This is a genomic window from Micromonospora rhizosphaerae, from assembly GCF_900091465.1.
GTDB lineage: Bacteria > Actinomycetota > Actinomycetes > Mycobacteriales > Micromonosporaceae > Micromonospora > Micromonospora rhizosphaerae.
In genome coordinates this window covers 2,411,742-2,436,058 of the sequence record NZ_FMHV01000002.1, presented here as the reverse complement: position 1 = coordinate 2,436,058, position 24,317 = coordinate 2,411,742, and the positions used below count along the sequence as shown (strand labels likewise).

Below are 24,317 nucleotides of genomic sequence, written 5' to 3'. Positions count from 1 at the left end.
CTCATCCGGCGTCCGTCGTGTCGTTCGATCATTCGGGCAGTTCCAGGCCCGCCGCCGCGCAGTCGGCGCGCAGCTGGGCCAGTTCGTCGGCGGTGGCGTCCACCAGCGGCGGGCGTACCGGGCCGGCCGGCAGGCCCTTGGCCGCCAGGCCCGCCTTGACCAGGATCACGCCCTGGGCACGGAAGATGCCGGTGAACAGGGGCAGCAGCCGCCGGTGCAGGGTCCGCGCGGTCAGGGTGTCGCCCGCGTCGTACGCCTCGATCATCTGCTTGGTCGGCGCGCCGGTGAAGTGCGTCGAGGTACCCACCACGCCGACCGCCCCGACCGACAGCGCCGGCAGGGTCAGCGAGTCCTCGCCGCTGTAGTACGCCAGGTCGCTGCGGCTGAGCACCCATGAGGTGGCGGTCAGGTCGCCCTTGGCGTCCTTGACCGCGACGATCCGGCCGTGCTCGGCCAGCTTCACCAGCGTCTCGGTGGCGATCGCCGTCCCGGCCCGCTGCGGGATGTCGTAGAGCATGATCGGCAGCCCGGTGGCGTCCGCGACCGCGGTGAAGTGGCGCAGCAGCCCGCTCTGCGGCGGCTTGTTGTAGTACGGCGTGACCACCAGCAGGCCGTGCGCGCCGGCCTTCTCGGCCGACGCCGCCAGCTCGATGGTGTGCCGGGTGTCGTTGGTGCCGACCCCGGCCACGATCCTGGCCCGGTCGCCGACCGCCTCCACGACGGCCCGGATCAGGCGTTCCTTCTCCGCGTCGGTGGTGGTCGGCGACTCACCGGTGGTGCCGTTGAGCACCAGCGAGTCGTTGCCCTGCTCGTCGACGAGGTAATTCGCGAGCCGTACGGCGCCCTCGAGGTCCAGGGACCCGTCCCGGGTGAACGGGGTGACCATGGCCGTGAGCAGTCGTCCGAACGGGCGCGAGGCGCTCCGCTCGGGTACGGCAGGGTGGTCGTGCGTCATGTTCACAACCTAGCGGACGACCACCGGAGCCCCGGCGGGTAAGTGCTCAGGAGTCACTCGGCGTGCGGGCTGGCCGCCACCTCGGTCCCGTCGGGCAGGGTGGAGATCACGAAGTCGGCGAAGACGTTCGGCGCAACCTCCTGGAGCTGCCGCAGGCACTCCACGGCCAGCTCGCGGATCTCCACGTCGGCGTGCTCGGTGGCCCGCATCTTGATGAAGTGCCGCCAGGCCCGGTAGTTGCCGGTGACCACGATCCGGGTCTCGGTGGCGTTGGGCAGCACCGCCCGGGCCGCCTGCCGGGCCTGCTTGCGCCGCAGGGTCGGGTTCGGCTCGTCGGCGAAGCGCTGCTCCAGCCCCTCCAGCAGCTCGGTGTAGGCCCGGACGCTCGCCTCGGCGGCCTCCACGAACTTCTTGTGCAGCTCCGGGTCCTCGGCGATCACCGCCGGCTCCACCATGGCCGCGTCCCGCTCCGGCACGTAGCGCTGGGAGAGCTGCGAGTACGAGAAGTGCCGGTGCCGGATCAGCTCGTGGGTGAACGAGCGGGACACCCCGGTGAAGTAGAAGCTGACCGAGCCGTGCTCCAGCACGGACAGGTGGCCGACGTCCAGGATGTGGGCCAGGTAGCCGGCGTTGGTCGCCGTGGCCGGGTTCGGCTTCTTCCAGCTCTGGTAGCAGGCCCGGCCGGCGAACTCGGCCAGCGCCTGGCCGCCCTCGGCGTCGGTCGACCACGGCACCTCGTCCGGGGCCTGGAACTGGGTCCACGCAATGAGCTTGACCTGGGGCTGCACCATGTCCGGCATTCCTCGGACTGTAGTGGCCCCTGGGGTCTCGGCAAAGTTGGGCCCCGGCGGGTCGGAAACCCGCTGGACGGCCTCTGGAGCTGCCCGCACAGACGGGGCAGGCGCCGCATAACGGGTTACGGCGGCCCCTCGGGGTCGCCATTCGGTGCCAGCCACACCGGCCCGGCGGGCGCACAGCCGGGGCAGCTCCACAGCGACCCCGAAGCAGCCGCCGGCACGGCAGCCAACCGGCCGGATGCCGCGAAGAGCCGGGCCGGCCCCGGTGGAGGCTGGACCGGATCAGACGTAGAGCGCGGTGAAGGGGGCCCAGGGCAGGTTGCGCAGCACCGAGAAGGCGAGCCAGGCGGCGAGGAAGCCGCCGATCACCTTGGAGCTGATCCGCAGCTCCGGCAGTCGCCAGCCGAACGCCTGCTTCCCGGCCCAGGCGACGAAGAGGTAGGTCAGGAAGGGCAGCGCGAAGACGAAGAGGAAGTGGTGCCGGGCGGCGGCCGGCAGGTCGCCGTGCAGCACGTACCAGAGGGCGCGGGTGCCGCCGCAGCCCGGGCAGTCCAGCCCGGTGGTGAGCTTGAGCAGGCAGGTCGGCCGGGCGTCCGGGGCGCTCTGGGTCGGATCACTGATCAGCGCGTACGCCACGCCCATGCCGACGCAGCCGAGCGCGGCCAGCGGGACCGCCCAGCGCGGGGCCCGGTCGTAGAGCCGCATCACGAACCGGGTGAACCGGTCCGGCTCGACCGGCTGGTAGACCGGGCCCTGCGGCCAGGCGCCCGGCGGGACCTCACCCGCGGGCCACCCCCCGGGCGGGCCCTCCGCCTGCCCGCCGCCGGGAGCCGCCGGGGCGGTCGTCCCGACCTGCGGCGCGTCGGCGCTGTGCACCTGCGGGCCGGGCTGCGCGGCCGGCCGGTCAACGGTCGTCACGCGCTCACCGTACACCGGCCACGCCGGTCAGCGCGGCGGCCAGCGGGACCGCGAGGTCGCCGGCGGCCGGCGGGGCCACCGAGTCCAGGCCGAGCCAGCCGGCGAGCCGGTAGAGCTCCGCCGCCAGGGCGACGGCGGTCTCCCCCGGATGGACGCCCGGCTCGACCCAGGCCGCCGGCACCTGGAGCACCCCGGCCTTCCGGTCGGCCTTGAGATCGACCCGGGCGGTGAACCCTTCGCCCTGCAGGAACGGCAGCACGTAGTAGCCGTGCACCCGCTGCGGTGCGGGGACGTAGATCTCGATCCGGTAGCTGAAGCCGAAGAGCCGCTCGGTGCGGGCCCGCTCCCAGACCAGCGGGTCGAAGGGGCTGACCAGGGTGTTGCCCCGGACCCAGCGGGGCAGCCGGGCCTGCGCGTGCAGGTACGCCGGCTGCCGCCAGCCCTGCACCGTGACCGGCAGCAACTCCCCCGCCTCGACCAGCTCGGCAACCGCCCGCCGCGCCCCGGCCAGCGGCAGCCGGAAGTAGTCACGCAGCTCCGGTTCGGCGGCCACGCCGAGCGACCGGGCGGCGATCGCGACCAGGGCGCGGTAGGCGTCGGCGTCGCTCGGGGTGGGCGCGTCGAGTACGGCGGCCGGCAGCACCCGCTCCGGCAGGTCGTAGCGGCGGGCGAAGGAGGTGGTTCGCTCGGCGGCGGTCACCTCGCCGGACCAGAACAGGAACTCCAGCGCCCGCTTGACGGCCGACCAGTTCCAGCCCCAGTTGCCGGTCTCCCGGGGCGCGTCGTGCTCGATCTCGGCGGCGGTCAGCGGCCCCCGGGCGGCCACCTCGTCGCGGACCCAGGCGACCAGCCCCGGCTGCTCCTGGGCGATCCGGCGCATCCCGCCCCAGGCCTCCTCCTGGGCCTTGGCCATCCGCCAGCGCAGCGCGGGGTGCAGCCCGACCGGCACCAGCGACGCCTCGTGCCCCCAGTACTCGAAGAGCTCGCGGGGGCGGCGGTAGGCGGCGGCGTCGAGCAGCGTGGTCGGGTAGGGGCCGAGCCGGCTGTAGAGCGGCAGGTAGTGCGCGCGTTGCAGCACGTTGACCGAGTCCATCTGGATCAACCCGACCCGGTCGAGCACCCGACGCAGGTGCCGGCGGGTGGGCACACCGCTGGGCGCCGGGTCGGCGAAGCCCTGGGCGGCCAGCGCGATCCGCCGGGCCTGGGCGAGCGAGAGCGATTCCGGTACGGCCATCGTCGGGCACCCTAATCCAGTGGTACGACGCCCGGAGCGGGCGCTGGACCGATCGCCCGCCGAGGCATAGAACGGACGGATGCTCACCCTTCGCGGCGAGGAGCCGGACGACGCCGAGGCGATCGCCCGGGTGCACATCCGCAGCTGGCAGGCCGGCTACGCCGGGATCATGCCGGACGAGGTGCTGCGCCGGCTCAACGTCCAGGCCTGGGCGCAGCGGCGGCGGGACCTCGGCACCGCCCACCCGGAGCACCCGTTCACCACGCTGCTGGCCGAGGTCGACGGCACCGTCACCGGCTTCACCACCTTCGGTCCGTACCGGAACAACCAGGACCGCCGCGACCTTGACCCGGCGTACGGGGAGATCGTGGCCATGTACGTGGAGCCCGCGCGGTGGGGCACCGGGACGGGCCGGGCGCTGCTGGCGGCGACCCGCGCCGGCCTGGCCGGACGGGGCTGGACCGAGTACCGGCTCTGGGTGCTGGCGGAGAACGCCCGGGCCCGCCGCTTCTACGAGCGGGCCGGGCTGTCACCGGACGGCGCGGAGTCCACCTACCCCGTCCCGCTCTCCGGCGGGCGCCCGCCCCTCGACCTGCTCGAGCTGCGCTACGCCGCCCGGCTCGACGGCTGACCCGGCCGGCCCGCCTCCCCGGGCGACCCGTCGCCGGCCGGCGCGGCCCAGCGGCGGATCGGCAGGCCGAACAGCAGCGCCAGGCCGATCCATACGTAGGTGTTGCTGCCCAGGAAGCCGTCCACGCCGGTGAAGTCCTTTTCCCAGGCCCAGACGATCCGGCTGACCAGGAAGCCGTACCCGATGACCGCGGCGGCCAGCAGCAGGCGGCGCCGGCGGCTGCCCGCGGGCGCCGCCATGGCGTTGTCCACCAGCAGGATCAGCGCCGGGATCAGCCAGACCAGGTGGTGCACCCAGGTGACCGGGCTGACCAGGCACATCATCGCGCCGGTCAGCGCCAGCCCGGTGGCCTCGTCGCCGACGGCCACGGCGGCACGGGAGCGCCACACCCACCCGGCGAGGGTGGCGAGCACCAGCACCAACCAGGCCAGGGTGCTGGGATGCTCCGGGTTGAGCCGGGCCACCACCCCCCGCAGCGACTGGTTGGAGACGAACGCCAGCTCGCCGACCCGGGCGGTGTTCCACAGCGCCTCGGTCCAGAACTCCCGGGAGGCGTCCGGGAAGAGCGCGGCGGCGAGCAGGGTCGCCCCGGCCGCGGCGCCCATCGCGGTGAACGCGGCCCGCCAGCGACCGGTGACCAGCAGGTAGACGATGAAGACGCCCGGGGTCAGCTTGATCGCGGTGGCGAGCCCTACGCCCACCCCGGCCCAGCGATTGCCGGCCGGAAGCAGCCGCAGCAGGTCCACCGCGACCAGGACGAGCAGCAGCATGTTGACCTGGCCGAAGTTGATCGTCTCGCGCATCGGCTCGTACGCGGCGGCCAGGCAGAGCGCCACGGCCAGGGCGAACCAGCGGGTCCAGCCGGCGCGGCGGGAGATCGGGTCGACCAGCCACCAGATCACCACCGCGCTGCCCACCACGCTGGCGACCACGCTCACCGTGATGGCCGCCGGCCAGGGCAGGTACGCCATCGGCAGCATGACCAGCGCGGCGAAGGGCGGGTAGGTGAAGCCGTACTGGGTGAACGGCCGCAGGTAGTCGTAGAGCTCCCCGCCGTCGTGCACCCACCAGGTCAGCGCGCCGTAATAGACCTGGAGGTCGAAGAAGCCGTGCCGGACGGCCGCCACGGAGAGGAAGGCGGCCACCGCGACGGCGAGCAGGACCACGCCGACGACCTGCCCGAACGTCCGCCGGGTACCCTGCGCCACCGTCGCCTCCCTCGCCCTGCGTAGGCTCACGTGCCATGGCTCTCGGGTACGTCCGCCCGGCGCGTCCGGAGGACGCCGGCGAGATCGCACGCATCCAGCTCGCGACCTGGCGGGTCGCCTACCGCCGGATCCTGCCCCGGCACGTGCTCGACAACCTGGACGAGGCGTACCTCGCCCGGCGGTGGAGCGCGGCGGTGCAGGAGCCGCCCTCCGGCGCGCACCGGGTGCTGGTCGCCGTCGAACAGGCCGAGCGATCGTATCTGGTGGGTTTCGCCGCGTCCGGTCCGGCCGACGCGGAGGCGCTGGCCCCGGGCGAGCCGGCCGAGGCGCTCGGCGACGGCGTGGCCGCGGTGACCGACCTGCTGGTCGAGCCGCGCTGGGGGCGGCGCGGCCACGGCAGCCGGCTGCTCGCCGCCAGCGTGGACCTGTGGCGGGAAGACGGCTTCACCCGGGCGGTGGCCTGGGCGTTCGACGGGGACGCGGCGACCCGGAAGTTCCTGACCAGCACCGGCTGGGAGCCGGACGGCGCGGCCCGGGCCCTGGACGTCGACGACATGCTGGTCCCCCAGCTCCGCCTGCACGTCGCGGTCCCCACCGAGCCGGCCGCCGAGGCCTGAGTACGCGGCATTCGCGCATCGCCGGTGCGCCGATGTCGGAGGCTCGGCCTACGGTGGCCACATGACCACCGCGACGGCGACGACAGCCAGCGACCTGGAGGAGTTCCGGGTCGAGCTGACGGGCTACGCCTACCGGATGCTCGGCTCGGTCTTCGACGCCGAGGACGCGGTGCAGGAGACCCTGCTGCGGGCCTGGCGCGGGCTCGACCGCTTCGACGGCCGGTCCAGCCTGCGCACCTGGCTCTACCGGATCGCCACCAACGTCTGCCTTGATCAGCTCCGGGGGCGGGGGCGGCGCGCCCTGCCGGTGGACCTCGGCACCCCATCCGCGCCGGTGGCGGCGTCGCTCGGCTCGCCCGGGCCGGCCGGCGACTGGCTGGAGCCGGTCCCGGACGCGACGGTACTGCCCGCCGACCCCGCGGAGCTCGCGGTGGCCCGCGAGTCGGTCCGGTTGGCGTTCATCGCCGCGGTGCAGCACCTGCCACCACGGCAGCGCGCGGTGCTGATCCTGCGGGACGTGCTGCGCTGGCACGCCGACGAGGTCGCCGAGCTGCTGGACGCCAGCGTGCCGGCGGTCAACAGCGCGTTGCAGCGCGCCCGGGCGACGCTGACCGACCTCCGCGACACGGGCCGCCCCGCCGGCGGCGACCTGGCCGGCGAGCACCGTGACCTGCTCGACCGGTACGTGGACACCTTCGCCCGGTACGACATCGAGGCCCTGGTCGCGCTGCTGCGCGAGGATGCCGTGCACAGCATGCCGCCCTACCCGATGTGGCTGCGGGGGGCGGCCGACATCGGTCGGTGGCTGGTCGGGCCCGGCGCGGGCTGCCGCGGCTCCCGGCTGGTGCGGGTGGCGGCCAACGGCGGCCCGGCGCTGGCCCAGTACCGGCCGGATCCGGCCGGCGGTCACCGGGCGTTCTCGATCCAGCTGCTGGAGTTCTCCGGCGGTCGGATCGCCCGGCTCACCCACTTCCTCCAGCCGCGGCTCTTCCCGCTCTTCGGCCTGCCGCTCCACCTCGACCCCTGATCTCCCTCCGGCGGCGACGAGTTGCGGCCGGCCGCGTCGTCCACCCCTGCCACCCGCGCGGGACAATTCCGTCGCGGCACCCCCGTTCCACCCGAGAAGCATTTGGAGTCCCCCGTGATCGAACGTCACCTGCAACCCCTCCTGCACGACCTGGTCGGGGTGGTGTTCGCCCCGACCAGCGCGCTGGGTGACGAGTCGGGCCAGATCCGCCCGGCCGGCGTCCAGGGCGTCTTCCATGCCGACGCCCGGGTGCTCTCCCGGGCCGAGCTGCGCATCGACGAGCGGGAGCCCGAGGGGCTGATCCGGGGGCCGGTCGACCCGCACACCACCCGCTTCGTCGCCCTGGCCCGCTGGCTCGGCGACCCGGGTGCGGACCCCACCGTCCGCCTGGACCGGATCCGCCGGGCCCACCCCAAGGGCATCAGCGAGGAGTTGCGCATCGTCTCCACCGCCTCGGTGCCGGTACGCGCCACGGTCAGCGTCGACCTGGGCTGCGACCTCGCGCCGATCGAGGTGGTCAAGTCCGGCGGCGCAGCCACCGCGCTGGAGGCGAAGGCGGGCCAACCCGGCCAGCTGACCTGGGCCGCGGACGGGATCACCGTGACAGTCACCGGGGAGGCGGCCGAGGCCGACGCCGCCGGCGAGCGGGCGGTCGCGCCCCGGCTGAGCTGGCCGGTCGACCTCGCCCCCGGCGGCACCGCCACGCTGCGCTGGCGGCTCACGGTCGAGGACCCGAAGGCCGTGGTGATCGCCCCTTCTGGCGAGCCGGCCTGGTCCCGCCCGGAGGTACGCGCCGACGACCGCCGCCTGGCCCGGCTGCTCGACCGATCCCTGGCCGACCTGCGCGGGCTGCGGCTGGCCGACCCGGCCGCCCCGGAGGACGTCTTCCTCGGCGCCGGCGTGCCGTGGTTCCTCACCCTGTTCGGGCGGGACAGCCTCTGGGCCGCCCGGATGATGCTGCCGCTCGGCACCGAACTGGCGGCCGGCACGCTGCGGGTGCTGGCCCGCCGGCAGGGCGCCCGGGTCGACCCGACCACCGGCGAGGCGCCCGGCAAGATCCTGCACGAGCTGCGCCGACACGAGTTCAGCCTGGCCGGCGAGGGGCTGCGCCTGCCGCCGGCCTACTACGGCACCGTCGACGCCACGATGCTGTGGATCAGCCTGCTGCACGACGCCTGGCGCTGGGGCCTGGCCGCCGAGCAGGTCGAGCCGCTGCTGCCGCACCTGGAGGCCGCGCTGGGCTGGCTCGGCGAGCACGCCGACGCCGACGGCGACGGGCTGGTGGAGTACGTCGACACCACCGGCCACGGCCTGTCCAACCAGGGCTGGAAGGACTCCGGCGACGCAGTCCGGTTCCGCGACGGCCGGCTCGCGACGCCGCCCATCGTGCTGGCCGAGGTCCAGGGGTACGCGTACCGGGCGGCGATGGACGGTGCCGCACTGCTCGACGCCTTCGACCGGCCGGGTTCCGACCGTTGGCGGGCCTACGCCCACCGGCTGGCGGAGCGGTTCCGGGCCGCGTTCTGGGTGGACGGCCGGCACGGCCCGCACCCGGCGCTGGCGCTGGACCGGGACAAGCGCCCGGTCGACTCGCTGACCAGCAACATCGGTCACCTGCTCGGCACCGGGCTGCTGTCGGACGCCGAGTCGGCGCAGGTGGCCGCGCTGCTCACCGCCGACGCGCTGGCCGGCGGCTTCGGGCTGCGCACCATGTCCACCGACGACGCCGGCTTCAGCCCGCTGTCGTACCACTGCGGGTCGATCTGGACGCACGACACCGCGATCGTGCTCGCCGGGCTGGCCCGGGCCGGCTTCACCGACGCCGCGCTGACCATGGCCGAGGGGCTGCTCGGTGCCGCCGAGGCGTTCGACTACCGGCTGCCCGAGCTGTACGGCGGGGACGACCGGACGGTGATCGGCCGCCCGGTGCCGTATCCGGCGGCGTGCCGGCCGCAGGCCTGGTCGGCGGCGGCCGCGGTCCTGCTGCTCCAGGCCGGAGCCGGCCTCTACCCGGACGTGCCGGCGGGTCGGGTGCACCTGCGCCCGCTGGCCGGCCCGGAGCTGGGCGCGCTCGCGGTCGACCGGTTCCGCGTCGCCGGCGCCTCGGTCGACGTACACGTCGACCGAGCCGGAAACCCCACGATCACCGGCCTTCCGGCCACCCTGACCGTGACGGTCGAGCCCGCCGAGCGACTTGCCGCCGCCCCCGTCCCGACCCCCCGCACCCCGACCGCCGAGTCCCCCTTGTCCCGCTGACCCTCGACGCCCGCTGACGCCCTTCTGGGCCGATCATGGAGTTGTGGCGCCTGATCGGAGCCATTTGTGGCTTTTGGCGGGTGTCACAACTCCAAGATCGACGGAAGGCGGAGGTGGAGGTGGACGGGGTCAGGTGGCGCGGGCGGGGGAGAGTTCGGCGACGGCCTCGTCGTCCGCCATCGCACCGGTCCGCCGGCTCCACGGGCCCGGGGCCGGGCCTGGGCCGAGGTCCGGGCCCGCCGCTCGGCCGGCCGGTCGTCAGTCGAGCAGGGCGTCCAGGCCGACGGTGAGGCCGGGGCGGTTGCGCACCGCGCGGATGGCCAGCAGCACCCCGGGCATGAAGGAGGCCCGGTCGTACGAGTCGTGCCGGATGGTCAGCGTCTCCCCGGTGGTGCCGAAGAGCACCTCCTGGTGGGCGACCAGCCCGGTGGCCCGTACGGCGTGCACGCGTACCCCGTCGATCTCGGCGCCCCGCGCGCCCGGCACCTCGTCCTTGGTGGCGTCCGGCACCGGGCCGAGGCCCGCCGCGGCGCGGGCCTGCGCGATCAGCCGCGCGGTGTGCGTCGCGGTGCCGCTGGGGGCGTCCAGCTTGCGTGGGTGATGCTGCTCGATGATCTCGACCGACTCGAAGTGCCGGGCCGCGCGGGCGGCGAACTGCATCATCAGCACCGCGCCGATGCCGAAGTTGGGGGCGATCACCACGCCGACGCCCGGCTTGCGCTCCAGCCAGCCGCGCACCCGCTCCAGCCGCTGCTCGGTGAAGCCGGTGGTGCCCACCACTGCGTTGATGCCCTGGTCGATGCACCAGTGCAGGTTGTCCATGACGACGTCCGGGGTGGTGAAGTCGACGACCACCTCGGCGCCGGCGTCGGCGGCGTTGAACAGCCAGTCCCCCTGGTCGATCATCGCCACCAGGTCCATGTCGGGGGCGGCGTCGACCGCCTTGCACACCTCCATGCCCATCCGGCCGCGGGCACCCAGCACGCCGACCCGGATCGGCTCGTCCGTGGTCTTCTCCTGCGCGTCACTCACGGGGCACAACCTATCCCAATCGGGACGGCGTCACCCGTCGGCAGCGCCGCCGTTCCCGGATGATCGACTCCGATTGCGGCAAGTCGCGGCATTCTCGGCGGCGGAGACCGCCAGCTGCCGCATCTCGCCGGGCACATGGCCGGGTCAGACGGAGAAGGCGGACTGGTCGAAGGGGCCGACGACGGCCAGCGACATCGGCCGGGTGAGCAGCTCGGCGGCGAGGGTGTTGACGTCGTCCAGGGTGACCGAGTCGACCCGGGCGAGCAGCTCGTCCACCGGCATCAGGTCGCCGTAGAGCAGCTCCCCCTTGGCCAGCCGGCTCATCCGGGAGCCGGTGTCCTCGAGGCCCAGCACGAACGAACCCTTGGACATCCCCTTGCCCCGGGCCAGCTCGGCCTCGGTGAGCCCGTCGACGGCCACCCGGGCCAGCTCGGCCCGGGTCAGCTCCAGCACCTCGTCCACCTTGCCCGGGGCGCAGCCGGCGTAGACGGCGAACAGGCCGCTGTCGGCGTACTGACCGGCGTAGGAGTAGACCGAGTAGGCCAGGCCGCGCCGCTCGCGGATCTCCTGGAACAGCCGGCTCGACATGCCGCCGCCGAGGACGTTGTTGAGCACCCCGAGGGCGAAGCGGCGCTCGTCGGTGCGGTCGATGCCGGGGCAGCCGAGGATCAGGTGCGCCTGCTCGGTCTCCTTCGGCTCGACCAGCGTGGTGGCCGGCCTGGTGCGTACCGCCGGGGCGGCCGGGCGGCGCGGGGCCGGCGCTGCCGGGTCGGTGTCCAGCGGGGTGCCGCGCAGCGCCTGGCGGACCAGCTTGACCACGGCGGCGTGGTCGAGGTTGCCGGCCGCGGCGATGACGATCTGCGGCGCCGTGTAGCGGCGCCGGTAGAAGCTCTGGATCTGCCGCCGGCTCATCGGGGTCACCGTCTCCTCCGTGCCGGAGATCAGCCGGCCGAGGGGGTGCTCACCGTAGAGCGCGCGGGCGAAGAGGTCGTGCACCTCGTCGCCGGGCTCGTCGTCGTGCATGGCGATCTCTTCGAGGATGACGCCGCGCTCGGTCTCCACGTCGGCCGGCTTGAGGATCGAGTCGGCCACCAGGTCGCACATGACGTCGATGGCCAGCGGCAGGTCCTCGTCCAGCACGCGCGCGTAGTAGCAGGTGTATTCCTTGGTGGTGAAGGCGTTGGTCTCGCCGCCCACCGCCTCGATCTCCGAGGAGATCTCCAACGCGCCGCGCTTGCGGGTGCCCTTGAAGAGCAGGTGCTCCAGGAAGTGCGCGGCACCGGCCTGCGGCCCGGTCTCGTCCCGGGAGCCGACGGCCACCCAGATGCCGAACGAGACGCTGCGCATCGCCGGGATCGCCTCGGTGAGCACGCGCAGGCCGCTGGGCAGCACGGTACGGCGTACCGTGCCGCCCAGCGGATCGTCCTTCAGCGTGCGGGTGACCGCCCGGGTGGCGCCGCCGGCCCGCCCGGGCTCCGGCCCGTGCGGGACGGCGCCGGGCGACACCACCCCCCGTCGATCCGCAGGAAAAGACGAACGCCGGGCCCGACTCACGGAAACCTGCTCTCAGTTCGACGAGGGGTGGGTGGTGCGGTGTCACGGACCGGCCGGGTGGCGCCGACGGCGCCACCCGGCCCGGGCGAGGATCAGGTGTGCCGGGTCCGGCGACGCGGACGCTCGCCGCCCTCGCCACCCTCGCCGCCGCCCTGGCCGCGCTCACCACGGTCGGGGCCACGGCCGCCGCGCTCGCCCCGGTCACGCGGGCCCCGGTCGCCCCGGTCCCGGCCGGCCGGACGCTCGCCGCCGGCGGCCTCGCCGGCGGCCGGCGCCTCGGCGCCCTCCGGACGGACCTTGTCCAGGTAGATCTTGCCGCGCGCGTCGATGTCCGCGATCTCGACCTCGACCTTGTCGCCGACGTTGAGGTAGTCCTCGACCTTCTCGACCCGCTTGCCGTCGCCCACCTTGGAGATGTGCAGCAGGCCGTCGCGGCCCGGCAGCAGCGAGATGAACGCGCCGAACGCGGCGGTCTTGACCACCGTGCCGAGGAACCGGTCGCCGACCTTCGGCAGAGTCGGGTTGGCGATGGCGTTGATCCGCTCGACCGCGGCCTGGGCCGACGGGCCGTTGGTCGCGCCGACGTAGATGGTGCCGTCGTCCTCGATGGAGATCTCGGCGCCGGTCTCGTCCTGGATCGCGTTGATCGTCTGGCCCTTCGGGCCGATCACCATGCCGATCTTGTCGACCGGGATCTTGACGACGGTGACTCGCGGGGCGTAGTCGGACATCTCGGCCGGCGCCTCGATCGCCCGCTCCATCACGTCGAGGACGATGTGCCGAGCCTCGTTCGCCTGCTTGAGTGCGGCGGCGAGCACGTCCGACGGGATGCCGTTGAGCTTGGTATCGAGCTGCAGGGCGGTGACGAAGTCCCGGGTGCCGGCGACCTTGAAGTCCATGTCACCGAACGCGTCCTCGGCGCCGAGGATGTCGGTCAGCGTCACGTACTGGGTCTTGCCGTCGACCTCGTCGGAGATGAGGCCCATCGCGATGCCGGCGACGGACGCCTTCAGCGGCACACCCGCGGAGAGCAGGCCCAGCGTGGAGGCGCAGACCGAGCCCATCGAGGTGGAGCCGTTGGAGCCGAGCGCCTCGGAGACCTGCCGGATGGCGTACGGGAACTCCTCGCGCGACGGCAGGACCGGGATCAGCGCCCGCTCGGCCAGCGCGCCGTGGCCGATCTCGCGCCGCTTCGGCGAGCCGACCCGGCCGGTCTCACCGGTGGAGTACGGCGGGAAGTTGTAGTTGTGCATGTAGCGCTTGGACTTCTCCGGGGAGAGGGTGTCCAGCGACTGCTCCATGCGCAGCATGTTCAGCGTGGTGACGCCCAGGATCTGGGTCTCGCCCCGCTCGAACAGGGCCGAGCCGTGCACCCGCGGCAGCACGCCGACCTCGGCGGTCAGCGGGCGGATGTCGCGCGGGCCGCGGCCGTCGATGCGGACCTGCTCACGCAGCACCCGGGAGCGGACCTCGGACTTGGTCAGCGACCGGAAGGCGGCGCTGAGCTCCTTCTCCCGGCCCTCGAAGCGGGGGCCGAGCTCCTCCAGCACGCGGGCCTTGACCCGGTCCAGGGCCTCCTCGCGGTCATGCTTGCCGGCGATCCGCAGGGCCTCGGAGACCTCGCCGCGGGCCAGCCCGGCCATGGCCTCGTACGCGTCATCCTGGTAGTCGAGGAAGACCGGGAACTCGGCGACCGGCTTGGCGGCCACCTCGGCCAGCTCGCTCTGCGCCCGGCACAGCTCGCGGATGGCCGGCTTGGCGGCCTCCAGGCCGCTGGCGACGACCTCCTCGGTCGGGGCCGTGGCCCCACCGGCGATCAGCTTCACGGTGTGCTCGGTGGACTCCGCCTCGACCATCATGATCGCGACGTCGCCGTCCGGCAGGACCCGGCCGGCGACCACCATGTCGAAGGTGGCCCGCTCCAGCTCCTCGTAGGTCGGGAAGGCGACCCACTGACCGTCGACGTGGCCCATCCGGGTGGCCCCGATCGGGCCGGAGAACGGCAGGCCGGAGAGCTTGGTGGACATCGAGGCGGCGTTGATCGCCACCACGTCGTACGGGTGCTGCGGGTCGAGCGCGAGGACGGTCTCGACGACCTGGACCTCGTTGCGCAGGCCCTTGACGAACGACGGGCGCAGCGGCCGGTCGATCAGCCGGCAGGTGAGGATCGCGTCCTCGCTGGGGCGACCCTCGCGGCGGAAGAACGAGCCGGGGATCCGGCCCGCGGCGTACATCCGCTCCTCAACGTCGACGGTCAGCGGGAAGAAGTCGAACTGCTCCTTCGGCTGCTTGCCGGCGGTGGTGGCGGAAAGGACGACCGTCTCGCCGAGCTGGGCGGTGACCGAGCCGGCGGCCTGGCGGGCGAGCCGGCCGGTGGAGAAGGTGATCTGACGGGTGCCGAAGGACCCGTTGTCGATCACCGCGGTGGTGGATTCGGTGCCGAGTCTGCTCTCGGTCATTGCGCGGACTGCTCCTTCGCATCGGGGGCCCACGACGCTCAGGAGCTGTTCAGACGGCCGGTCTTCGATCGAAGCGCCCGGGTGGTCGGCGGGGTGCCGGAGTTCCCGGGGGCCACTACCGGAGACCGGTACGCTGACCGGCTCCCTGTCGGGTGGTCGCGCGGCCCTGTTCTTCTTTCAGGTGGCGGGACCGGAACGGGGGAGCGGCCGAGTGGCCACTCCCCCGTCACGTCACCGGCGCAGACCGAGCCGCTCGATGAGCGACCGGTAGCGGTTGATGTCCTTCTTCTGGACGTAGTTGAGCAGCCGACGGCGACGGCCGACCAGCAGCAGCAGCCCGCGGCGGCTGTGGTGGTCGTGCTTGTGCACCTTCAGGTGCTCGGTGAGCTCGGCGATCCGCTTGGTGAGGACCGCGACCTGCACCTCCGGCGAACCCGTGTCACCCTCGGCGGTCGCGTACTCCGCGCGGATCTTGGCCTTGGCTTCCTGGTCGAGCGCCATGTTCTCCCTGTTTCGGTGGGTTGATCACTGATGTCCGTCGTCGAGGTCCCGGGGGACCGGAGACGGACGAACCTCGCACCCGCGGCGTCGTGCAGGCACGCGAGGCCCCACGTCGGTCAGCCGACGTCCCCGCCAGACTACCAGTCCCCCGCGGAGCCGCCCGGTGAAGGGCCGGAGGCGGCTCCCCCGCGCGTCGTCGGGCGGGCTCAGTCGAGCGCCCGGCGGGTCCGCTCCACGTCCTCGGCGATCTGGGCGACCAGCGGCTCGATCGAGTCGTACCGGCGCTGCTCGCGCAGGTGGGCGACGAAGTCCAGGCCCAGCCGCTCGCCGTACAGGTCGCCGGTGAAGTCCAGGGCGTACGCCTCCACCCGGCGCTCCCGCCCGGAGAAGGTCGGGTTGGTGCCGATCGAGACCGCCGCGGCCAGCACCTCCCGCTGCCCTCGGCGCACCAGCCGGGCCGCGTACACGCCGTCTGCAGGGATCGCCGCGTACCGGTGGCAGAGCAGGTTGGCGGTCGGGTAGCCCAGCTCGCGCCCGCGCTGGTCGCCCCGGACCACCACCCCCTCCACCCGGTGCGGGCGGCCCAGCGCGGCGGCCGCCGCGGCCACGTCGCCCGCGTCGACGCAGGAGCGGATGTACGTGGAGGAGAAGACCGTGCCGGACTCGGCGACCAACGGGGCGGCCTCCACCCCGAAGCCGAAGGTTCGGCCGAGCCGCTCCAGCAGGGCCACGTCACCGGCGGCCCGGTGCCCGAAGCGGAAGTTGTCGCCGACCACGACCAGCGCGGCGTGCAGGTGCTCGACCAGGACGTCGTGCACGAACGCCTCGGCCGGCAGCCGGGAGAACTCCGGGGTGAACGGGATCACGCAGAGCACGTCGACGCCGAGCGCCTCGATCAGCTCCGCCTTGCGGGCCGGTTCGGTCAGCACGGCGGGGTGCGAGCCGGGGCGGACCACCTCCGCCGGGTGCGGGTCGAAGGTCACCACCACCGACTTGACGCCCAGCTCGCGGGCGCGGGCCACGGCGTGACCGATGGTCGCCTGGTGCCCCTTGTGCACGCCGTCGAAGACGCCGATGGTGACGACCGAGCGCCCCCAGCCACCGGGCGCCGCCTCGTACCCCCGCCACCGCTCCATACCGTCCTCCGCTCCTCCCCAACTCTCCCGCCGGTCGGCGGGTCGACCCCCGGCCGACCCTCGGCCGGCGGGCCCTCGCCCCGCCGTCAGGCCGGGGCGAGCACGATCTCCGCGCGGGCCCGCCCGTCCCGCTCGCTGACGATAGCGATCAGGCCGCCGTCGGGACCGAAGACGGCGTACGGCCCGGCGATGCCGACCGGGTCCAGCGGCCCACCGTGGGAGAGGACCTTCGCCTCCTCCCCGGTGGCGTCCCGGCGCGGGAAGAACCGGTCCGCGGCCACGTCGAGCGGCAGGTTGACCACCTCGGGCGCGTGCTGCTCCAGCTCGTCGAGGGTGGCCGCCTCGGCGAGGGTGAAGCTGCCCACCGCGGTCCGCCGCAGCGCGGTCAGGTGGCCGCCGACCCCCAGCGCGCGGCCCGCGTCCCGGGCGATGGCCCGGACGTACGTCCCCGACGAGCAGGTAACGTCCACGTCCACGTCCACCACGTCGGGGACGTCCCGCCGGATCGCGAGGACGTCCAGCCGGGAGATGGTGACCCGGCGGGCGGGCAGCTCGACGATCTCCCCCTCGCGCACCCGCTTGTACGCCCGCTGCCCGTCGATCTTGATGGCGCTGACCGCGCTCGGCACCTGCTCGATCTCGCCGGTGAGCGCGGCGAGCGCGGCGCGGATGGCCTCGTCGGTCACCGCGCCGGCCGGCGTGCTGGCGATCACGTCGCCCTCGGCGTCGTCGGTGATGGTGGCCTGCCCGAGCCGGATCGTCGCGGTGTAGCTCTTGCCGGCGCCGATCACGTAGGTGAGCAGCCGGGTCGCCCGGCCCACGCCGATCACCAGCACCCCGGTGGCCATCGGGTCGAGCGTGCCCCCGTGCCCCACCCGCCGGGTGCGCGCCAACCGCCGGGTCCGCGCCACCACGTCGTGCGACGTCATGCCGCCGGGCTTGTCGACCACGATCAGACCGTCTCTGCTCACGACCGCCAAGCCTGCCAGACCGGACAATGATCTTTACGGGGGATACCGCCGTGATCGGCCGTGGTGCCAAGATCAGCGCACGTCGCCGCACCAGTCCCGGGAACCCGATGACCGATCAGCAACCGCTCCCCGATCCGCACCGCCTCGACCAGCCGTTTCCGCCCGCCGACGGGCTGGGGACGGTCCCCGAGTGGCTGCGCCAACCCGTGGTGGAGGCCGAGCCGGACCGCGCCGACCGGCTGCGGATCTGGCTGGGCCAGCACTCCGCCAAGCTGCTCGGCGGCGCGGCGGCCCTGTTGCTGCTCACCTTCTTCGGGCTCGTCGGCACGGCCGGCTACCGGTCGTTCCAGCAGTGGGGCGAGCCGCCGGCGGCGTACCCGACCATCAGCCAGCCACCCGGGGAGCAGGCCACCACCTCGGCGTCACCGCCGTCGGCGGCCGGCCCGTTCGACGGCACCCCCGCCGAGTCGTTCCCCGAGGGTGCGGCGGGGATCGCCGTGCCCGCAGCGAAGCCGACCAACCCGTTCACTGAGAAGCAGGTGACGGCCGCGTTGTCGAAGGTTCGGGCTGCGCTGGTGACGGCCCGGTTGGACCGCACGTTCATGACCAGCAATGACCCGGAGCGGCTCATCCGGCAGTTCGCCCCGGACGCGCGGGCCGACCTGCGCAAGGACTTCGCTTCCGACACCTTCGCCACCTACGCCACCCGGCTGGCGCCCGGCGCCCGGATCACCGCCCACCAGCCCCGCGTGAAGGGGCGGATCAGCTACCGGGCCACGACGGACCCCCAGGACATCCGGATCTTGGAGATCACCACCAACTTCGTCTGGGTGTACGCCTTCCAGACGAGCGGAACCCTGCCCGGCGACGGGGTCGTCGTGGTGCACGACACGGTCATCTGGAGCGTGCCGCACCCCGACGACGTGGATCGCAGCTCGAACGGGCTGTGGATCGACGAGGCGAACTCGTACGCCTCCAACATCGACTGCGCGGCGTTCGAAAAGGGCCTGCTCGACGTGGGCACGCCCAGCTACGGCGGGCCCGAGGACCCGGACCCGGACGCGGACTTCGACCCCGACCGCACCCTGGACATCCAGGACACCTGCTGAATCAGCGGACCGCGCCGACCACCGCCCAGCCGCCGGAGCGCAGCCGCAGCAGCAGGGCGACCAGCCGCAGCACGACGAAGAGGGTCAGCCCCGCCCAGATCCCGCCCAGCCCGAGGTCGAGCCCGTAGGCGAGCCAGATCGCCGGCAGGAACCCGCCCAGCGCCGCCACGATGGTGAGATTGCGCAGGTAGCGGACGTCGCCCGCGCCGATCAGCACCCCGTCCAGGGCGAAGACCACCCCGCCCAGCGGCTGCAGCGCGACGAACCAAGGCCAGGCCACCATCGCCTGGTCGCGTACGCCGGGGTCGGAGCTGAACCAGGACGGGACGACGCCGGCGCCGGCGGCGATCAGCACCGCGAAGGCGACGCCGCAGGCGCCGCCGAGCAGGGCGATCCGGCGCGCGAGGGCCCGGGCGCCGACGTCGTCGCCGGCGCCGAGTGCGGCGCCGATCAGCGCCTGAGCGGCGATGGCGAGGGCGTCCAGCACCAGGGCGGTGAAGAACCAGAGCTGCACGGCGATCTGGTGGGCACCGACGGCGGCGGCGCCGAACCGGGCCGCGACCGCGGTCGCGGAGAGGAAGCTCGCCTGGAAGGCGACGCCCCGGATCAGCAGGTCGCGGCTGAGCACGAGCTGCTGGCGGATCACCCGCGGCCGGGGCCGCAGGGAGACCCGTTCGCGCACCAGCGCCGCGGCGAAGAGGCCGCCGGAGAGCGTCTGCGCGACCGCGTTCGCCACCGCCGAGCCGATCAGGCCGAGCCCGGCGGGATAGACCAGCAGCGGGCAGAGCAACGCGGAGAGCAGGTTGGGCGCGAGCACGAAGAGCAGCGGTCGGCGGGTGTCCTGGATGCCCCGCAGCCAGCCGTTGCCGGCGGCGGCGAGCAGGAGGCCGGGTGCGCCGAGCGCCGCGATGCGCAGCCACTGTGCGGCGGCGGCGGCGACGTCGCCGGGACCGCCGACGAGGGTACGCGCCAACGCCCCGCCGACGACCTGCATGCCGAGCGCCACCAGCACCCCGACCCCCAGCGCGAGCCAGGACGCCTGCACGCCCTCGGCCACCGCCGCCGCCCGGTCGCCCGACCCGAACCGCCGGGCCGACCGTCCGGTGGTGCCGTACGCGACCACGGTGCCGAGCCACGCGATGAGGGTCAGCACGGTGCCGCCGACGGCGAGCGCGGCGAGCGGGACCCGACCCAGGTGCCCGACCACCGCCGTATCGACCAGGACGTAGAGCGGCTCGGCGGCGAGCACTACGAGCGCCGGCAGGGCGAGTGAGGCGATCCGGCGGGGCGAGGCGACGCCGGCGGCGGTGGCGGTGGTCTGGCTCATCGCCGCCGATCCTGGCATGGCACGAGTAAGGGCCGCAACCCCCTGCATCACTTACCTTCCGGGACGCTGCCCGCACCTGCCGTTCCCGGGCCGGAACCCGCGCCCGGCGTCGTACGGTGGGGCCATGGCGGCCACCGGCGAGCGGATCGTCGACGGCACCGACCCGATCTGGTGGCGACGGGTCTTCGGCGAACTGCTCGGCACCTTCTTCCTGGTGCTGGTGTCCGTCGGCCCCGGCGTGGTCAACCAGCGCCTCGGCGGCGAGCCGGTCAGTCGCACCGCGGCGGTCATCGCCCCCGGCCTGATGCTCGCCTCGATCATCCTCTTCATGGGGGCCGTCTCGGGCGCGCACCTGAACCCCTCGGTGACGCTCGCCTTCGCCCTGCGGCGCGACTTCCCGTGGCGCCGGGTCCCCGGCTATCTAGTCGCGCAGTTCGCCGGGGCGGTGACGGCGGCCGCGCTCCTCGCCGGGCTGCTCGGCGGGCACGGGACCGCGGGCCTGACCGTCCCCGCCCCCGGCATCAGCACTCCGCTCGCCCTGGTCTGGGAGCTCATCCTCACGGTCGGCCTGCTCAGCACCATCCTCGGTACCGCCTCCGGCGCCCAGAACGTCGGGCCGATGGCAGCCGTCGCGGTGGGCGGCTACCTCGCGCTGGGCGGCCTCTGGGCCTCGCCGCTGACCGGCGCGTCGATGAACGTGTTCCGCTCGCTCGGCCCGGCGCTGGTCTACGGGCAGTCGCGGGGCTGGTGGGCGTACCTGCTCGGCCCGCTGCTGGCCGTGCCGGTGGCGGTCGGGATCGCGCGGCTGCTCCGCGGGCCGGGCGGTGGCCACGTCAGTCGGCGCACCGCGCAGGGCACCGCCTGACCGGGGACGGCCATCGGCTCGGGTGGCGTGCCGCGCCCGTCGCCCGGGTCGGCTTCGCGGTCGTCCGGGAGCCGGACCCGATCGGCGGGAGGCGGCCGGCTCAGCCGGTCGGGAGGGCGCCGAGCCAGCGTCGGACGTCGGCGCGACCGCGCAGTCGGACGACCGGCAGGTCCGGCGCATGTTTGCGCAGCGCGGCGAACACCCGGGGTCGGGATCGGCGCGGGTAGCGCCAGACGTACCGGAGGAATTCGAGGTCGATCTGCTCGGGGCAGCCGGCCGGCAGGTCCGGGCGGAGCGTGGCCCGGTGAGCCCAGCGGCGGCGCAGCACCCGGACGAGGCAGAGCAGCCGGGGCGGGTCGCAGAGCACCAGGAGATCGGCGCGAGACAGGCGGAGGTCGAACGTGGCCTGGTAGTTGCCGTCCATCACCCAGGCCGGTCCGGCAGCGAGTTCGGCGACCTCCGCACGGAACAGGGCCTCGTCGGCGGGGACCCAGCCGGGTCGCCAGTAGTGCCGGTCGAGGTGGATCAGCGGGAGGTCGAGCCGGCGGGCGACCTCACGGGCGAGGGTGCTCTTGCCGGCGCCCGCGCTGCCGACGATCAGGATGCGCCGCACCGGGCGAAGGTAGCGCCCGGCCTATTGCGGAGGCCAGTGCTCTAATGGGGCCGGTCGGGCGGTGACGCTGTCGACGGATCGGTCGGCAGCGTCACCGCCGGGCCTGCGTCACTGACGGGTGTCCATCGAGGTCTGCAGCGCGCGGCGCAGCTGCTCGCGCGCCTCGTCAGTGGTCTCGGGCTTGGGCTTGGTCGCCATGGGAGATCCCTTCCAGGGTGCGGACCACCGACACGGTGGCCCTACGGGCGGTCGTGCTGAACGCCCGGCGGCGGTCCGGGATCACCGGAGCGGCTCGCCTGGCAGCGTGAGCCCGGGTCGGTCTGACCCTGGAGGGAGGCGGCACCGGGTGTGGCGCCACCGCCCCTGACCTGCGTCGCGGCACGGCGCCGGTCCTTTCCCAAGCTATCGTTCAGGTCCACATGCTGCCCACTGTTCCCGACATTTGGACCCCAGGCTGGTCAGCGGGCGAGGAAGTGCCAGCCGAGCCACCACCAGAAGCCGAACAGGCCGATCCGCCCGACCGGGACCGGGCCGACCTCGTAGCGCATCACGAAGGCGCAGACGTCACCGAGCGGCGGGATCCGGGAACCCTCCCGACGGGAGGCCCACTCCACCGCCGTGAAGAGCAGGACGGCGGCCAGGAAACCGCCGATCGCCAGGGCCCGCATCATCGCCGCACCAGCCCCCAGAACGCGGCCAGCCAGGCGAACCAGGCCGTGGACCGGACCAGGTGATCCTCCAGCAGCGGATCCGCGAGCCGGGAGAAGGTGGGGAAGTCGTCGCCCACCGACACCACGAAGGTCGCCCCCTCGAGGACCCCGAAGACGGTGATCGGCAGCAGCCACCAGATCGCTCCCGGCGCGAGCCGACGGGGGCTGGCCCGGCGGGGCACGCGGTTGCTGAGGCCCAGCCAGATCAGTGCCCCGCCCGTGCCGAGGGTGTAGAGGTTGGCCTGTGGTGAGAACGATGGCAACTGCCCGCCCACCAGCGAGAGACAGACCAGCACCGGCACGGAGACGACCGGACGGTCCCAGGCCCGGGGCGCCTCGGCGGCGAGCTGAGTGGACTGCTCCATCACCTGATTGTCCCGGCCGTCACGCAGCGCGGAAAGACCGACACCCCCCGGAGTCGACCCTGATCTCAGGCCGCGAGCACGGCCCCGTCGAGCTCGGCCCGGATCCGGTCCACCACCTCGGCGAGGCTGCCTCGCCCGGTGAACCCGGCGGCCAGGCGGTGCCCGCCGCCGCCGAGCGCCACCGCCACCCGGCTCACGTCGACCGCTCCCCTGCTCCGCAGCGAGACCGACCACTCCCCGACCGCCGCCTGCTTGACCACGCAGCTCACGTCCGCCTCGGCGGTGCAGCGGACGGGGTCGATCAGCGCATCCAGCACGTGCGGCGGCTGGTCGTACCGGGCCAGGTCGTCCAGGGTGGCGTAGGTCCACACCAGCCCACGGCCGCCGGCCGCCCCCGGCTCCAGCCGGGCTCGGCCGAGCGCCTCCCCGAAGAGCCGGACGGCCCCGAACGGGCGGGTGTCGAAGATCCGCTGGGAGATCTCCCCGGGGCGTAGGCCGGTGGCCAGCAGCCGGGCCGCGAGCTCGTGCACCGCCGGGGTGGTGGCCTCGAAGCGGAACGAGCCGGTGTCCGTGCTCAACGCGACGTAGAAGCACGCGGCGATCTCCGCGTCCAGCGGCACGCCGAGCCGGTCGAGCAGCTCCGCGGCGACCACCGAGGTCGCCGCGGCGTGCGGGTCGACCAGGTGGATCCCGCCGAACCCGGTGTTCGACGGGTGGTGGTCGAGCACCAGCGCCGCCCCGGCCGACCCCAGCCGGTCGGCCAGGTCACCAAGCCGCGACTCGCTCGACGCGTCGAAACAGATCAGCAGGTCCGGATCCGGGTACGCCGCATCCTGCGGCACCAGCAGGTCGAGCCCGGGCAGCCAGCGGAACGGCTCCGGCACCTCAGGCGGGCCGGGAAAGGTCGCCTGGAGCCGGCGCAGGCCCAGCCGGCGCAGACCCAGTCCGAAGCCGAGCATGCTGCCCAGCGCGTCGCCGTCCGGGTTGACGTGGCAGATCAGCAGCACCCGCGCGTCGGCGGGCAGCCGTCGTATCGCGGCCACGGCCGCCGCCCAGTCGGCCTCCGTCGGGCCGCCCGGCGTGTCGTCGGCACCCTCAGCGGCTACGGTCACCGTCGGTCGCCGCCGCGCGGCTCGTCCTCGTCCTCGGTCTCCTCGCCTTCGAGCTCCGGCTCGGCGAGGCGGTACGGCTGGGCCTCGCCCGCGTACTGCGCCTTGGCGGCCAGCCGCTGCACCTCGGCGTCGGCGGTGCGGGCCGCGGCCAGCAGGTCGTCGATGTGCTTGACCTGGTCCTGCACCTCGTCGAGGACGAAGGTCAGGGTCGGCGAGTGGCGCAGCCCGAGGGCCTTGCCGACCGTGCTGCGCAGCATGCCCTTGGCGCTCTCCAGCGCGGCGGCGGTGCTGGACTGGGCCGCCGCGTCACCCAGCACGGTGTAGAACACCGTGGCGTCGCGCAGGTCGGCGGTGATCCGGGCGTCGGTGATGGTGATCATCCCGAGCCGGGGGTCCTTGATCTGGCTCCGCACCACCGACGCGACCAGTTCGCGAATGCGCTCCGCGTGCCGGCGTACCTTGGCCGGATCCGTCATCTCCCCCACCTCCAGGGCATCCTGCTCCCGGCCGGGACGACGGCGCGGGGCACCGGCGGTCCGACCGCCCAACATCTCGAACACTACCCGCGCCGTCGTGATCGTCGCGGACTGCCGCCGGTGCCGGCGGCCACCTCCGGCGTCAGTCCTCCTCGCCGTACAGCCGGCGGCGGACCGACAGCAGCTCGGCCTCGGGGCGGCCGGCCACCAGGCGCTCGCACGAGTCCAGCACCTGGCGGACGTGCGACGCCTCGGCGGCCACCACGGCCACCCCGATCTCGGCCCGACCGTGCAGGTCGAGCGCTCCCACCTCGGCCGCCGAGACCTCGAAGCGGCGCAGCGCTGCCACGATCGGCCGTACATATGATCTCTTCGCCTTGAGCGACCGTGAGTCGCTCGGCAGCAGCAGGTCGAAGACCGCGGTTCCGGTGAACATCGCTCCGG

General features: G+C 73.9%; 24 protein-coding genes. 6 read left to right on the top strand and 18 right to left on the bottom strand.

The window, feature by feature from the left end:
* Positions 1 to 28: 28 nt before the first annotated feature.
* From dapA to GA0070624_RS11810, 4 genes are all read right to left on the bottom strand, one after another.
* A complete protein-coding gene (dapA, locus tag GA0070624_RS11825) occupies positions 29 to 955 on the bottom strand; it encodes a 4-hydroxy-tetrahydrodipicolinate synthase (protein ID WP_091348652.1) in 927 nt (308 codons plus the stop codon).
* A gap of 53 nt (positions 956 to 1,008) precedes the next feature.
* A complete protein-coding gene (gene thyX / locus GA0070624_RS11820; protein WP_091340271.1) occupies positions 1,009 to 1,746 on the bottom strand; it encodes an FAD-dependent thymidylate synthase in 738 nt (245 codons plus the stop codon).
* 288 nt (positions 1,747 to 2,034) lie between these two features.
* Positions 2,035 to 2,670 (bottom strand): DUF2752 domain-containing protein, encoded by a 636-nt coding sequence (locus GA0070624_RS34685; protein ID WP_425413502.1) that lies wholly within the window; start codon positions 2,668 to 2,670, stop codon positions 2,035 to 2,037.
* A gap of 4 nt (positions 2,671 to 2,674) precedes the next feature.
* Positions 2,675 to 3,904, bottom strand: coding sequence for a winged helix-turn-helix domain-containing protein (locus GA0070624_RS11810; RefSeq protein ID WP_091340268.1), 1,230 nt, complete (start codon positions 3,902 to 3,904; stop codon positions 2,675 to 2,677).
* A gap of 79 nt (positions 3,905 to 3,983) precedes the next feature.
* Between GA0070624_RS11810 and GA0070624_RS11805 the strand changes: the two genes are divergently transcribed.
* Positions 3,984 to 4,535, top strand: a complete 552-nt coding sequence (locus GA0070624_RS11805; protein WP_091340265.1) for a GNAT family N-acetyltransferase — start codon at positions 3,984 to 3,986, stop codon at positions 4,533 to 4,535.
* Here the strand turns inward: GA0070624_RS11805 and GA0070624_RS11800 are convergent.
* Positions 4,511 to 5,743 (bottom strand): glycosyltransferase 87 family protein, encoded by a 1,233-nt coding sequence (locus GA0070624_RS11800; RefSeq protein ID WP_091340262.1) that lies wholly within the window; start codon positions 5,741 to 5,743, stop codon positions 4,511 to 4,513. The genes GA0070624_RS11805 and GA0070624_RS11800 overlap by 25 nt on opposite strands.
* A 35-nt stretch (positions 5,744 to 5,778) precedes the next feature.
* On the opposite strand from GA0070624_RS11800, the gene GA0070624_RS11795 reads away from it, so the two are divergent.
* From GA0070624_RS11795 to GA0070624_RS11785, 3 genes are all read left to right on the top strand, one after another.
* Positions 5,779 to 6,360: a GNAT family N-acetyltransferase gene (locus GA0070624_RS11795; RefSeq protein ID WP_091340259.1), complete on the top strand. Its 582-nt coding sequence runs from the start codon at positions 5,779 to 5,781 to the stop codon at positions 6,358 to 6,360.
* A gap of 61 nt (positions 6,361 to 6,421) precedes the next feature.
* Positions 6,422 to 7,387 carry a sigma-70 family RNA polymerase sigma factor gene (locus tag GA0070624_RS11790; RefSeq protein ID WP_091340256.1) on the top strand — a complete coding sequence of 322 codons (966 nt, stop codon included), beginning with the start codon at positions 6,422 to 6,424 and terminating at the stop codon, positions 7,385 to 7,387.
* Positions 7,388 to 7,501: 114 nt separating this feature from the next.
* Complete coding sequence (locus GA0070624_RS11785) at positions 7,502 to 9,643, top strand: amylo-alpha-1,6-glucosidase (RefSeq protein ID WP_091340251.1); 2,142 nt, start codon at positions 7,502 to 7,504, stop codon at positions 9,641 to 9,643.
* A gap of 258 nt (positions 9,644 to 9,901) precedes the next feature.
* On the opposite strand, the gene dapB is transcribed toward GA0070624_RS11785, so the two are convergent.
* The 6 genes from dapB to truB form a co-directional block, all read right to left on the bottom strand.
* Complete coding sequence (gene dapB, locus GA0070624_RS11780; RefSeq protein ID WP_091340246.1) at positions 9,902 to 10,675, bottom strand: 4-hydroxy-tetrahydrodipicolinate reductase; 774 nt, start codon at positions 10,673 to 10,675, stop codon at positions 9,902 to 9,904.
* Positions 10,676 to 10,819: 144 nt separating this feature from the next.
* Entirely contained in the window at positions 10,820 to 12,229 is a 1,410-nt protein-coding gene (locus GA0070624_RS11775; RefSeq protein WP_425413501.1) for a M16 family metallopeptidase, read from the bottom strand.
* 92 nt (positions 12,230 to 12,321) lie between these two features.
* On the bottom strand, positions 12,322 to 14,688 hold the full coding sequence (locus GA0070624_RS11770; RefSeq protein ID WP_091340243.1) for a polyribonucleotide nucleotidyltransferase: 2,367 nt from the start codon (positions 14,686 to 14,688) through the stop codon (positions 12,322 to 12,324).
* 231 nt (positions 14,689 to 14,919) lie between these two features.
* Positions 14,920 to 15,189 carry a 30S ribosomal protein S15 gene (rpsO, locus tag GA0070624_RS11765; RefSeq protein ID WP_043962418.1) on the bottom strand — a complete coding sequence of 90 codons (270 nt, stop codon included), beginning with the start codon at positions 15,187 to 15,189 and terminating at the stop codon, positions 14,920 to 14,922.
* A gap of 206 nt (positions 15,190 to 15,395) precedes the next feature.
* Complete coding sequence (locus tag GA0070624_RS11760; RefSeq protein WP_091340240.1) at positions 15,396 to 16,325, bottom strand: bifunctional riboflavin kinase/FAD synthetase; 930 nt, start codon at positions 16,323 to 16,325, stop codon at positions 15,396 to 15,398.
* Between the two features lie 86 nt (positions 16,326 to 16,411).
* Positions 16,412 to 17,296 carry a tRNA pseudouridine(55) synthase TruB gene (truB, locus tag GA0070624_RS11755; protein ID WP_091340236.1) on the bottom strand — a complete coding sequence of 295 codons (885 nt, stop codon included), beginning with the start codon at positions 17,294 to 17,296 and terminating at the stop codon, positions 16,412 to 16,414.
* A gap of 107 nt (positions 17,297 to 17,403) precedes the next feature.
* Here truB and GA0070624_RS11750 point away from each other — a divergent pair, with 107 nt between their 5' ends.
* Positions 17,404 to 18,405 (top strand): hypothetical protein, encoded by a 1,002-nt coding sequence (locus GA0070624_RS11750; RefSeq protein ID WP_091348641.1) that lies wholly within the window; start codon positions 17,404 to 17,406, stop codon positions 18,403 to 18,405.
* 1 nt (position 18,406) lies between these two features.
* On the opposite strand, the gene GA0070624_RS11745 is transcribed toward GA0070624_RS11750, so the two are convergent.
* Positions 18,407 to 19,732: an MATE family efflux transporter gene (locus GA0070624_RS11745; RefSeq protein WP_091340233.1), complete on the bottom strand. Its 1,326-nt coding sequence runs from the start codon at positions 19,730 to 19,732 to the stop codon at positions 18,407 to 18,409.
* A 124-nt stretch (positions 19,733 to 19,856) separates the two neighbouring features.
* Between GA0070624_RS11745 and GA0070624_RS11740 the strand changes: the two genes are divergently transcribed.
* A complete protein-coding gene (locus GA0070624_RS11740) occupies positions 19,857 to 20,597 on the top strand; it encodes an MIP/aquaporin family protein (protein WP_091340231.1) in 741 nt (246 codons plus the stop codon).
* Between the two features lie 100 nt (positions 20,598 to 20,697).
* On the opposite strand, the gene GA0070624_RS11735 is transcribed toward GA0070624_RS11740, so the two are convergent.
* From GA0070624_RS11735 to GA0070624_RS11710, 6 genes are all read right to left on the bottom strand, one after another.
* Positions 20,698 to 21,210, bottom strand: coding sequence for an AAA family ATPase (locus GA0070624_RS11735; protein ID WP_176731667.1), 513 nt, complete (start codon positions 21,208 to 21,210; stop codon positions 20,698 to 20,700).
* A gap of 458 nt (positions 21,211 to 21,668) precedes the next feature.
* Positions 21,669 to 21,878: a DUF6186 family protein gene (locus GA0070624_RS11730; RefSeq protein WP_176732008.1), complete on the bottom strand. Its 210-nt coding sequence runs from the start codon at positions 21,876 to 21,878 to the stop codon at positions 21,669 to 21,671.
* Positions 21,878 to 22,285: a hypothetical protein gene (locus GA0070624_RS11725; protein WP_091340226.1), complete on the bottom strand. Its 408-nt coding sequence runs from the start codon at positions 22,283 to 22,285 to the stop codon at positions 21,878 to 21,880. Before GA0070624_RS11725 ends, GA0070624_RS11730 begins: the two co-directional genes overlap by 1 nt.
* 65 nt (positions 22,286 to 22,350) lie before the next feature.
* The gene (locus GA0070624_RS11720) at positions 22,351 to 23,397 is read right to left on the bottom strand and encodes a DHH family phosphoesterase (protein ID WP_091340223.1); all 1,047 of its coding nucleotides are present in this window, start codon (positions 23,395 to 23,397) and stop codon (positions 22,351 to 22,353) included.
* Positions 23,394 to 23,873 (bottom strand): 30S ribosome-binding factor RbfA, encoded by a 480-nt coding sequence (rbfA, locus tag GA0070624_RS11715; protein ID WP_091348635.1) that lies wholly within the window; start codon positions 23,871 to 23,873, stop codon positions 23,394 to 23,396. The genes GA0070624_RS11720 and rbfA overlap by 4 nt, the downstream gene beginning before the upstream one ends.
* A gap of 142 nt (positions 23,874 to 24,015) precedes the next feature.
* The gene (locus GA0070624_RS11710) at positions 24,016 to 24,309 is read right to left on the bottom strand and encodes a DUF503 domain-containing protein (RefSeq protein ID WP_091340219.1); all 294 of its coding nucleotides are present in this window, start codon (positions 24,307 to 24,309) and stop codon (positions 24,016 to 24,018) included.
* Positions 24,310 to 24,317 lie beyond the last annotated feature (8 nt).